Raw genomic sequence first — 11,176 nt, 5'->3', positions numbered from 1 at the left:
CAATTAACCCCGAATTAAACCAAACTTCCTTCACTAAATCGTTTAGATTCAAGCTATCTTCAAACCAACGTAAAATACCTCCGATATGATCATCATCTATATGGGTCAATATTAATAAATCAATCTGTTCGTTTTTCGCTCTTATAAAATTTATCAGTTCTTTTAATGCACCCTCTTCTTTTTTCTTTTTGGAATTCAAGTACTCATATGCTTTGGCTGGCCCTCCGTCTATAAGAATATTCCGCATTATTCCATCTTGGTCCGAAAACCGTAAATGGATAGAATCTCCGTTGCTTACAGGTAATAATTTTAATTCAACAGAATGCATTCTGACTATATTTATACCTTGAATCAATTTTCTAATTGTCTTCTTTGTCTTATTTTGCAAAATTAACAATAAAAGAATAAATATTATGAAATAGTTGAAGTAAAACTGATACTTGGATTTTAATGGGATTTCACTCTATATTTATCCCCAGAAATAAATTCTAAGAATCGCGAATAAAATGGTAAGACTTCTACTAAAACAAATCGTTTTTCTTGTTAAACGTTTGAGATGTGTTCGCATCGTAAGATTATTACGTTCTATGTGATTTGTTCCGTATAGAGTTGTACGATGTATGGATTTTGGAATAAGGTATTTGTAATTTTTTAGTCGATCCGTGTAAATCTTTTTGGCATTGGATAAGCTAAGAGATTTTAAAACTACATTAAGTGTGTTGTTCGTTCTGGCACCTACATTATAACTAACGACTTTTTTACTTTTTCGATCTAAGGCATATACAATCCAAACCAAACTATTTTTTCGTTTTATAAAACTTCTGATTTCATCTACTTCATAAATTTGTCCTTGAAGAATTGGAGGTTGAGAGATTCCTTTTGCTATAGAGATAAGTCTTTTTAATAGAGTAGTAGGGGAGATTTTTAATATTCTGCAGGTCCCGCGAATACCAACTCCCTCCTTTGTATAAGTTATAATTCTGGAATTGATATTTAATTGATAAGCGTTATAACAGTATTCGTGTTGTTGTTTTTTATGGCAATGTTTGCATTTATATCGTTGTGTGCCATTTTTCTGGAAACCGTCCTTTATACATTCGCTTTTACAATATTTACAAATCATTTCTTTAGTGCCCCTAATTTGATACATTAAACCCCAATTTCTTTTTCGGAAATCTTTTCTGAGCCGTTTTGGGGGCACAAAAATAATAAAGACAACCCGAAAGTTGTCTTTATTATTTCTTAATAAAATTTTGTTGTAATGATTTTCAGATAGTTACATTTTGAAAAACTTCAAACCCCTAATCTGATACATTACCTTAAGTGAACTCGGCGGGAGTCGAACCCACAACCTCTTGGGCCGTAACCAAGTGCTCTATCCATTAAGCTACGAGTCCGTGTCTTATCTCTAAAGCGGTGCAAAGATATGTACAAAAATAATACTGTGCAAGCTTTTTGTTGTTTTTTTTATGACAAAGTGATTTTTTGTAGAAGATATAACAAAGCAGGGGGAATCATTATTTTATTACTATTTTTGTCTGAGAATATTAGAAGTATGAAAAAGATTTTGAACAATCTCCTTCATCGTCTGAAGGAAGATTCACTGAATAAGCGTGTCGGGAACAGTACCAGGGAGGTAGAGTATAAGGAGAAGAGGGAGATAAAAACTTGTCTGGTGTTTTGGAGTGCCGATACCGATCAGAACAAATGGTTCCGGAAATTGGAATCCGATTTTGCCGGGGTGAAAATGGATAAACTGTGTTTTATTCCGGATGGGATCGAGATGCTGGAAACGGATGATTTGGTGGCGGTACGGAATGCTGATTTAGGATTCGGTGGCAAGATACGGAACGGGCGTTTGATCGCTATGCTGGGCTGTAAATATGATTTGTTTATCGATCTGAATAAGGAAACAACTGCATTAATCAAATTTGTATTACAACATACTCAGGCTTCTTGTATCGTAGGGATGAAAAAGGAGGGAGGAGTGGCCGATATTGTGATCGACGAAGTGACCGAACCTTTCGGCCTTGTAAATAAATTGAACGTAATATTATCGGGGATAAACAAATACTAACATGGACAGACTTATCGGTACAGGAGTGGCCTTGGTTACTCCATTCGACGAACAGCAACGAATAGACCGGGAATCTCTGTACCGTCTGGTGAATTATGTCATCGACGGTGGGGTGGATTTTTTGGTGGCATTGGGAACTACGGCAGAGACTGCGACTTTATCGGCCGACGAAAGAGCGGTGGTGGTACATACGATTCTCGAAGCCAATCAGGGGCGTCTTTCCGTGATTGCCGGTATCGGAGGGAATAATACGGCGGAGGTGATCCGTGAACTTCAAACGGCCACCTGGTTGAAAGATTGTCAGGGTATACTGAGCATAACTCCTTGTTATAACAAACCGACTCAAAGGGGGCTTTACGAACATTTTAAAGCGATTGCCGCTGCTTCGCCGCTGCCTTTGTGTTTATACAATGTTCCGGGGAGGAGTGGGGTGAATATGGAAGCTGCGACTGTAGCGGCTTTGTCACACGATTGTCCCAACATTATCGCTGTGAAGGAAGCTTCCGGCCGTTTCGATCAGGCTACGGCTATTCTAAAATCCAAACGGGCCGATTTCTCTGCTTTATCCGGTGAAGATGCACTGTTGTTGCCTCTGATGTCACTGGGATTCGAAGGCGTGATCTCGGTGATTGCCAATGTACTTCCGAACGATTATGCCTGTCTGGTGAAAAGTGCGTTGCAGGGAGATTATCCGACTGCCCGTCGCATCCATTTGGACAGGGCCGAACTTTGTAAAGCTTTATTTGAAGAAGGAAATCCGGCAGGCATAAAGGCTGCTTTACATGCTGCCGGCATTATTCGTCAAAATACCCTGCGTTTACCTTTAACTCCGGTGAGTGACGCTCTTTATAATAAAATCATCGGACTGTTGAAACTTCATTAATCGATATAACCTGGATGAGAACGGTCCTCCCGTTTTCTCAGGTTACGTTTGTATCGGTAAAAGGCGATTCCCAGAATAATCAGGATCGGTAAAAGGAAATTGATGTACTTCAACACTTCTCGGGTGGTGTCTCCGACAGGTTCCAGTACCGGGAAGGTGGTGAATTTATTTCGCAACTGAATCAGCCCGGAATTGTCTGCCAGCCATTCGATAGAATTTAAAGCAAAAGTGATGTTGTCCGTATGGCCGTCGATAGCCGACTGGTTGATCAGGAAATCGGCATCGGTGATGGTGACGATGGCACTGTTGTTATCGTCGTTCGTCAGTAAGGCTGCGACGATATTGTGCGGACGGTTGAAATCGCGCTGGGTCCATTGCTTTTCCAGATCAAAACATACCGGAGCTTGCTGCACTCCCGAAATGGAGGAACTTTGTGCCAGAGGAGTGAAAATATAAGGCGTCGGGGTTTTGATCTGTTCTATACTGCTGGCAAACATGAGTAGCATGGACCGTAGGCCGTAAGTAATCGTATGCTTGCTGAAATTGGTGATCACCGGGCAATACGGGAAACTGACACTACGCTGGAATTTCAGATAACCGTATTGTTGTTCGAAATTACATACCCCGCAATTATTGTCGATGATAAAGTCGTTCCTGATTTTCAGTCCTTTTTTCTCGAGCATATCTTCCACGCCTGTGGAATTGATGTATCCATTGTTCGGATGATCCAACAGTCCGATTGCATGATTCAAAGCGATGAAAAGCCGTCCGCCTTTGGAAAGAAATTTTTCCAGTTGGGCGATTTCATAGGGGGAAAAGTTGTCTTTGGGATTGATCAGGCAGAGTACATTACAATCTTCATAAGTGTTCAGATTCAGATCTACAACCGTAATGTCCGTCAGATGAGATAGTTCGTCGACCAGTTCCGACATTAAGTTAAGGGTCGTTTCGCCGTGTCCGCGAACAAAACCGATCCGGGGTTTGATGGTATCGGAGGCTTGTTTCAACATCCGGGTAATTTCATATTCAATGGGCGTATTGAATGAAATGTTGGGGAGTACGGTCTTGTTGTTGCCGATATGAAATACAGCTCCGCAATAAATTTTCTGGATTTTCTCCAGATCCCTTTCCCGGATCTCGTTGAATGACGGGATAATTCCTTCCTGGGTCGCTTTAAATTCCTTTTCTGTGTTATCCGGGTAAATGGTATTTATCGTAAAACTGACATTACTGAGAGATTTATATTCCTTCAGCAATGAACGGAATTCTTTTACCAGTTTTTTCGTATCCTGGGGCAGATCTTCGGTGACATAAAAATCGACAACAATGGGTTCGACGTTATTACGGATACTGGTCTTGCTGACTTTACTCAGGGAATAACGTTTGGTTTTGGTAAAATCCCAACGGAAAAAAATGAAAAAAGAGAAAATATTCACGAGTAATATTACTGTGAGAATGGATATAATATCTTTTATAATTTTCTTCATACAGATCGTGACATTGTAAAGATTGAAATATTAAAATCGGCTCTTACATATGAAAAACTTCGATAAAGCCAGAAAAACCGTGATGACCGATCCGAAATAAATAATATCCCGGGAATCCAGTATGCCTCTTGACAACGAATCAAAATGTTCTTCCATAGAGAGATAACTGAATAGATCTGCAAAAATGCCGGTCCCGATCTGTTCAGCAAACATGCCGAATAAAAATTGGAAACACAAACCGATACCGAGGCTGATGAAAAAAGCCGATACGGCAGTACGGGACAAGGAAGAGGAGAAGATGCCGATACAGATATAACATGCACTCATCTCGATCAGGCCCAGATAGCCTAAAAGGACTGCTCCATGATCCACCTCTCCTAAGAAAGAGAGCGTAATATAATAGGGTAGTGTCAGGGCCAAGGCCAGTGTCGTGATAATTAAATTGGAAAAGAATTTACTACAAAGCAGGTCGGCTGTTTTTATAGGCTTGGTCAGCATTAATTCGATCGTTCCGTTTCTTTTTTCGTCGGCAATACTTTTCATGGTGAGGGCTGGAATCAGAAAAAACTGTGTCCAGTTGATAATACCGAATACCTGCATCATATTGGCCTGTCCGATGTATAAAAGATTATTACTGGAAAGCCATGAAAAAAATCCGCAAACACAGAAAAACAGGGTATACCCGATATAGATACTCCATGAATTGAATGTTGTGGCTAATTCTTTATGAACGAGTATTTTAACCGTATTCATAACCATTTTAATTTTTAGTTACCTGGCGGAAGATATCTTCCAGACGAGTTTCCACGGGAGTCATTTCGCTGATATACCAGTTATTTTGGCAACAAATATCGAAAATCTTTTTCTCAATTTCAGTAGCCCGCTCACATTGGATTTCAAAATGATGCGGAGTGGAGGAAATGATGTTTTCCAGTTCCGGAATCAATGCCAGTTCGTTGTAGATATCTTCGTCTTCTCCGCCCTGAATACAAATCTTCAGTAGCTTGCCTTTATCGGATTTGTTGCGCAGTTCGGCAGAAGTTCCGTCAGCGACGATTTTTCCTTTATTGATGATCAGCACCCGGTCACAGGTCGCTTCGATCTCTGCCAGGATATGTGAACTCATGATCACCGTTTTTTCCCTGCCGATATTTTTGATCAGTTCCCTGATTTCGACGATCTGATTCGGATCGAGTCCGGTGGTCGGTTCGTCGAGCAGCAATACCTCCGGATCATGGATCAACGCCTGGGCCAATCCTACCCGCTGGCGATAGCCTTTGGATAACTCCCGGATGGTTTTGTGTTTTTCATTGTCCAGGCCACACATCCGGATCATGTCCATGACTTTGGGGATGATCTTATATTTGGGAATATTGTGTACCCGGGCGATGAAATCCAGAAAATCGATCACATTCATTTCTTCGTAGAGTGGATTGTGCTCGGGTAGATAACCGATGATTTGTTTGATTTTATAGGGGTTTTTATGGATGGAATATTTACCGATACGGATATTTCCATAATCCGGAAATAGAAAGCACGACATGATCTTCAGGGTGGTGGTTTTACCGGCACCGTTCGGTCCCAGAAATCCCAGAATCTCTCCTTTTTTGACTTCGAAGCTCACAGAGTCTACTGCTTTCTGATAGCCGAAAGACTTTGTCAGATTTTCAACCACAACATCCATATTGCACCTTTTTAGTAACCTTTTGTTCGACACGAAGTATTATCGTGTAACAAATATAATCAGGAAGCGACTAATCGGTGAGGGTTTAACAATCTTTAACCGCAGATTTCCTGTGGATTTTGCTAAAGCGGGAATTGACGCGAATTTTATTTTTGTGAAATTAAATGAGCGTTTAGGATTTTAAAGTTTTCCTTCTGTGTTTTTAGTCCGTAAAGAAGAGGTCCTTCCTCCGGGATTAAAAATATTTTAATGCAATAAATCCAGTATCCTCCACCTTAAATCACCAAAAGTGTGCTTTTCCGTTTTCCCACGTAAAAATCCGTTCTTCCTGTCCCAGGGTATGGTTGCGCAACCAATATAATCCGTTGCTGGGGACGTCGTCGTATTCGATGTAAGTGCCGGTAGCTGTTTTTATGCCCATAGAAATCCATCCTTGGGGGAAATCATAATAAAATAATTCATATTGATTATCAGGGAAAATCCCATTGGCATCATTCCGCGGGAGATACCGGATTTGTGATAAGGCCACAGGTTTACCGAAATCCATGCCCACCCATTCCGGTATCAGGCACATACTGAGCGGGTCCGGATCGAAGAGTTCGTTTGTTTTAGTCGAATCCATTCCGATGATTTTTCCTTTTATTTCTTGCTTGTGCTTATCGTAAAAGCGAAGGTCCGACAGATGGGCCCTCCAGGCCTCATTGGCTACGAATCGCCAGTACCTGTAAGACAAAGTGGTATCGATCGGAATAAATTGATAGCGATAATCGGGCTTGTGGCGGATCGTGCAGATGGAATGAGGGGATTTGAAATCCGGATTGTCGGCGGCTTCGAAATGTGAATCGATAAAAGCGGAGTACCAATAGTCGCTTTCTCCTCTGTTAGGATATTTCCTGACGAGCTTCATATACTGTAAAGAGTCTTTGTTGGCAATAATCGGATGCACAGTTCCGTCGGAGTATAATATGAGAGGAGGAGCAAAGGGGACCATTTCTTTTTTGTCGGTATAATGAACCGGCAGGTAGACAATATCTTTTCCCATTTTGGGAAAGATAATCTCCTGTCCGGCGGGTTTGCTGCAGGCAATGGGCTGCCAGCTTAAATCGTTGAAAATAGCGAGATAACCGTGTCGAATATTCCTGATCCCCGGGGCTGACAATCTGATTTCGGAAGTGGGGATATAAAGGTCTGTGACGTCTTTATTGAAGGGATCGAGAAAAAAATAGGGAACATATTCTCTTTTCCCCGGTTTAGCTGTCGGATTATGTGAATAGGTCCGTCGGTAAATTTTGGGTGCTTTATAGATTCCCACCTGATATACCTGGGTGGAGTTGATTCGGGGATCGATAGCGGTAGCCCAATAGTGACGACCGTTTCGATTTGCGAAATGGGGAATAAAATCGATTGCAGACGGTACGCCCAGTATCCGTAATACAAACAAATTGGCTTTACTGGTCGGGATGCAGTCTGATTTAAAATTCTTTAAATCGGGTTCCGGGATTTTTTTGTCTAACATGAATAGAAAAGTGCGAAATCTGTTTTCGATTTGAGAGATCGAGTGACGAAAATTATCGTAATAAGTCGAGTAGGTTTCCAGGTTCTTTTGCAGAGGAGAGATTGAATCGCGCCAATAATCGAGCGGTTCGTTTTCAACCCGGTAAGGCAGGAGATATTCCTTGAAATTTTCGAAATCGACACCTTCATTCCAGGGCCGGGTTTGCCATTGGTTAAAAGCGAGTTCGATTTGATGGATCAGAAAATCGGCTTTTATGTATTTGACATCTTCTTGTATATCCAGTTGTTGCCTATAGCCGATATGATCGAAGGGGACCATTTGGATGATTTTTTTTTCATAATAGGGACAATTTTTGAGTAAACCGAGTTGCTCGTTATAGGATTTCATGTATGGGCCGCCGAAGGTATAATGACCGGGCATATTCTCGATCAGAAAGATACTTGCTTTCAGTTTCAGGCTGTCGGCAGGATCTTGAGAATAATGGTCGAGTACTTTTTCCAGTTCTGCCCTGTTCGTACCGCTGTAATCCAGTACTGTTTTCAGACGGGAAGAATAGTTGCTGCAGCTATAGGCGGTCACTAACCAGAGAAGTATAATTGTCTTTTTTTTCATATCGTTCGGTTTTACCAAAATCTGATTTTTCCATTTTCATAAGTAAACAGGCTACCGTTTCTGTTTCGGGTTCTGTCTTTTACCTGAAAAAGGGCTGATGAGGGGACTCGATTGAATTCGATGACATGGTCGGTAGCGGTTGTTACTCCTGCTGTTTGCCATTGGCCCTCGTCAAAATAACATAGCTCGTATTCGTGACCGACACAAATGTTCTCGCCGTCGTTGAAGTTCAGATAAACGATCTCCGAAACGGATACCGGATGGCCGAAATCATAGCCGAACCATTTCCGGATGGCCTTATTGCTAGCGGGGTCGTGGTCGGTCAGATTACGATAGAAGGTCGTGTCCGGACCGATAGGAACGCCATGAAGTGCTTCGCCTGAAGAGTCATAGAAATGGAGTTCGGCGAGATTCGAAATTCCGAACTGTGGACTGATCCGCCAATAGCGTTTTTTATAATGCTTGTCGGGGCGTATGGTATCCTGGTAATAATAAGGTGATTCCTGGATGGTAAATACGGTGTCAGCGTGGAGAAAAGCACTGTCGTCTGCGCATTCGATACGGGCATTCTTCAGGTAATATCCCATATAATCGGTTTCGGCGGAATAGGGTTGTAACCTTCTGATATGCAGAGCTTGCAAATGAGTTTTATCAGTTCGGAACGGTGTAATTTGGCCGTTATTGTTCAGTATAAACGGTGGGGCGAAAGCTTGTATCCGGTTATCGGGATAATATACCGGTAAATAGATACAATTTCGTCCCAGTTTGTTGAAATATCCCTTTCCCTTTTGGATAGGGCTATAGGCTACAGGCTGCCAGGTTACATCATCGTAAACTGCCAGATAAGCATACTCAGTATGGACGGTTGCCGGAATATCGATACTGATGTCTGCCGTATGCAGATAAAGATCGGTAACATCTTTATTGAAAGGATCCTTAAAAAAAGGAGGGACATATTCCTTGGTCTCCGGCAGGGGATTTGAGGAAAAGGTTTGCCGGTAGATTTTACCGATTCGTAAATTGGCTATAGAACTCGTATTGATATGATTGATCCGCGGGTCTTGGGTGTAAAGCCAATAAGTGACTTTATCCTGGCGTCGCTGGATAGCTGAAAAGTCGGTTGCAGCCGGAATACCGGCAACCCTGTATTGTATCAAAGAGGCTTTTGTATTGTTCGGGTCCAACATTAGCAGATTGTAGAGTTCCTTGTCGTTTTGTGGAGGAAAGGAAGAAAAATTCTGTTTTGCCAGATATTGATTAAGGGCCTGGATGGAATGCCGGCAATCGTCGTAGTAACATTTGGCATATTCGATGCTTTGCCAGAAGGTGGAATCCAATAGGAGTGTGCTCAGTTCTTCGGGCATTTCACGGCCGATCCGGTAAGGCAGAAGATATTCACAAAAAGTTTCGAAATCGATATGAGCGAGCCAGGGGCAGGAAGTCTTTAAGGCAAAAACGGCTCGAATATGCCGGATTAAAAAGTCGGCTTTTATCTGTTTGATATCCTCAACCGGTGTAAAATCGGGACACAAACCAGGATGTTCTGCCGGATAAGTCAAAAGTATTTTCCGGGTGAGAGGCGACAGGTTTTTCAGCGTATCCAGCCGTTTTAAATAAGATTGAAAGTCTTTCGGTGAGGGGCTCCAATGACCGGGCATGTTTTCAATCAGGAAAATTGCAGCTTTTAAGTACAGACTATCCGATGGATTTTGAGAGAAATGATGTAATACCTTTTCCAGTTCCTGGCGGTTAGAGCCGCTTAGACTCAATGCTTTTTCCAGACGGGGATTATCGTTTCCTGTCCGATTACAGCTTATCCATATAAATAAGCAACATCCGAAAATCCAGCCTGTTCTCCAACTTTTGATTGGCATATTCTTTTATCCTTTATGTTTTTCATTTCAAATATAAACAAAAAAAAGTTTTTTACGTTTCCAAATGAAAGCTATTGTTTTTAATCGGTTATCATGCGATTTAATTGTCTAAATAAGCTTTGAGGATTTGAAAATTATCTTCGCGTGCCTTTAACCGTAAAATACTTTCGCATCATTTGAGATACAATATAAATCAACAGGCTCCAGTATTTTATACCTTTTTATTAAATTTTCATTCCAATTCCAAAAAGTATCTTGGTAAAGACAATCATTTCTTTGTTATGTAGGCTAGTAATAGTTATTTGGCAGAATTATTTATTGTTCTTAAATATAGATTCCAAAGTTTTTCATTTTTTATTGGGTTTCCAATAATTAAGACCCGATTATCTTGATTAAGTAAAAATGTTTGATATTCTATTTGCTCTGGAAAATTGTTGATTTTATTGATATTATTTTTGCTGTCATAAAATATAGGGTAATCGAATTTATTTTTTTTACATATGATATCAATTTTTTGGGGATTAGGAGTTTGCACAACAAAGATAAACGATAAACTATCGGTATATTTTTGACTTTCTTTAATTAATTTATACCATTCGTATAACTGGAGTTTACATTCTGTACATGCTGTGGAATCAACATATAAAAGAATTTTATATTTCTTGTTGAGTAAATAATTACATGCAGTATCTTTACCCATGATTTTTGATTGGAGTGAATATGGAAAAATAATTTCTTTATTTTGCCATTCTTTTACTATTTGAGATATTTCTTTATTTGTATAACCACATGAAATACAAAGAAAAAAAAGGAATATTTTAAAATATTTTAATTTCATGATTCAATTATCGTTTAATAAATTAAAAATTTTCTTTTGTGCGTGTTGAATCCTTTGTAAAAATTGTGTATCACTACTATTATGAAGGTATTCCAAAATATATTGTTCAGGATAATAGGGTTTGCTACTATGATCATTGAATTGTTGCTCAATGTCCATATAGCAATTAAGTTCTTGAATGGCTTTTTGCGTTGGGATAGGTTCT

The 11,176-nt window shown here is 40.4% G+C and carries 11 protein-coding genes and 1 tRNA gene; 2 read left to right on the top strand and 10 right to left on the bottom strand.

Annotated elements, in window-relative coordinates; all coding sequences use genetic code 11:
• From WS34_RS12810 to WS34_RS12800, 3 genes are all read right to left on the bottom strand, one after another.
• Positions 1 to 328: MBL fold metallo-hydrolase (locus WS34_RS12810; RefSeq protein WP_046405244.1), on the bottom strand; the 328-nt coding region annotated here is incomplete at its 3' end.
• A 141-nt stretch (positions 329 to 469) separates the two neighbouring features.
• Positions 470 to 1,123: an IS1 family transposase gene (locus WS34_RS12805; protein WP_286693774.1), complete on the bottom strand. Its 654-nt coding sequence runs from the start codon at positions 1,121 to 1,123 to the stop codon at positions 470 to 472.
• Positions 1,124 to 1,324: 201 nt separating this feature from the next.
• A tRNA-Arg gene (locus tag WS34_RS12800) sits at positions 1,325 to 1,397 on the bottom strand.
• 158 nt (positions 1,398 to 1,555) lie between these two features.
• On the opposite strand from WS34_RS12800, the gene WS34_RS12795 reads away from it, so the two are divergent.
• Positions 1,556 to 2,077: a DUF6913 domain-containing protein gene (locus WS34_RS12795; protein WP_140398553.1), complete on the top strand. Its 522-nt coding sequence runs from the start codon at positions 1,556 to 1,558 to the stop codon at positions 2,075 to 2,077.
• A 1-nt stretch (position 2,078) separates the two neighbouring features.
• Positions 2,079 to 2,960: a 4-hydroxy-tetrahydrodipicolinate synthase gene (gene dapA, locus WS34_RS12790; protein WP_046405241.1), complete on the top strand. Its 882-nt coding sequence runs from the start codon at positions 2,079 to 2,081 to the stop codon at positions 2,958 to 2,960.
• Here the strand turns inward: dapA and WS34_RS12785 are convergent.
• The 7 genes from WS34_RS12785 to WS34_RS12755 form a co-directional block, all read right to left on the bottom strand.
• Entirely contained in the window at positions 2,957 to 4,447 is a 1,491-nt protein-coding gene (locus WS34_RS12785; protein WP_022161480.1) for a GldG family protein, read from the bottom strand. The genes dapA and WS34_RS12785 overlap by 4 nt on opposite strands.
• Before the next feature lie 30 nt (positions 4,448 to 4,477).
• Complete coding sequence (locus WS34_RS12780) at positions 4,478 to 5,200, bottom strand: ABC transporter permease (RefSeq protein WP_041557632.1); 723 nt, start codon at positions 5,198 to 5,200, stop codon at positions 4,478 to 4,480.
• 7 nt (positions 5,201 to 5,207) lie between these two features.
• Positions 5,208 to 6,131 (bottom strand): ATP-binding cassette domain-containing protein, encoded by a 924-nt coding sequence (locus tag WS34_RS12775; protein WP_013613632.1) that lies wholly within the window; start codon positions 6,129 to 6,131, stop codon positions 5,208 to 5,210.
• Positions 6,132 to 6,411: 280 nt separating this feature from the next.
• Complete coding sequence (locus WS34_RS12770) at positions 6,412 to 8,259, bottom strand: hypothetical protein (protein WP_147378116.1); 1,848 nt, start codon at positions 8,257 to 8,259, stop codon at positions 6,412 to 6,414.
• 11 nt (positions 8,260 to 8,270) lie between these two features.
• Complete coding sequence (locus WS34_RS12765) at positions 8,271 to 10,133, bottom strand: hypothetical protein (protein WP_046405236.1); 1,863 nt, start codon at positions 10,131 to 10,133, stop codon at positions 8,271 to 8,273.
• Between the two features lie 298 nt (positions 10,134 to 10,431).
• On the bottom strand, positions 10,432 to 10,971 hold the full coding sequence (locus WS34_RS12760; protein WP_286693773.1) for a hypothetical protein: 540 nt from the start codon (positions 10,969 to 10,971) through the stop codon (positions 10,432 to 10,434).
• Between the two features lie 3 nt (positions 10,972 to 10,974).
• Positions 10,975 to 11,176: hypothetical protein (locus WS34_RS12755; RefSeq protein WP_046405234.1), on the bottom strand; the 202-nt coding region annotated here is incomplete at its 5' end.

Origin of the sequence: Odoribacter sp. N15.MGS-14, assembly GCF_000980245.1 — a bacterium.
GTDB classification, from domain to species: Bacteria; Bacteroidota; Bacteroidia; order Bacteroidales; family Marinifilaceae; genus Odoribacter; species Odoribacter splanchnicus.
Note: the sequence above shows the minus strand (reverse complement) of the source record. Positions and strands in the feature narration are given on the sequence as shown.

Bases quoted from the DNA above. Each gene is read 5' to 3' on its own strand.
- WS34_RS12795 (WP_140398553.1), top strand. From the start codon at position 1,556: ATGAAAAAGATTTTGAACAATCTCCTTCATCGTCTGAAGGAAGATTCA.
- WS34_RS12765 (WP_046405236.1), bottom strand. From the start codon at position 10,133: ATGCCAATCAAAAGTTGGAGAACAGGCTGGATTTTCGGATGTTGCTTA.
- WS34_RS12805 (WP_286693774.1), bottom strand. From the start codon at position 1,123: ATGATTTGTAAATATTGTAAAAGCGAATGTATAAAGGACGGTTTCCAG.
- dapA (WP_046405241.1), top strand. From the start codon at position 2,079: ATGGACAGACTTATCGGTACAGGAGTGGCCTTGGTTACTCCATTCGAC.
- WS34_RS12760 (WP_286693773.1), bottom strand. From the start codon at position 10,971: ATGAAATTAAAATATTTTAAAATATTCCTTTTTTTTCTTTGTATTTCA.
- WS34_RS12780 (WP_041557632.1), bottom strand. From the start codon at position 5,200: ATGAATACGGTTAAAATACTCGTTCATAAAGAATTAGCCACAACATTC.
- WS34_RS12785 (WP_022161480.1), bottom strand. From the start codon at position 4,447: ATGAAGAAAATTATAAAAGATATTATATCCATTCTCACAGTAATATTA.
- WS34_RS12770 (WP_147378116.1), bottom strand. From the start codon at position 8,259: ATGAAAAAAAAGACAATTATACTTCTCTGGTTAGTGACCGCCTATAGC.
- WS34_RS12775 (WP_013613632.1), bottom strand. From the start codon at position 6,131: ATGGATGTTGTGGTTGAAAATCTGACAAAGTCTTTCGGCTATCAGAAA.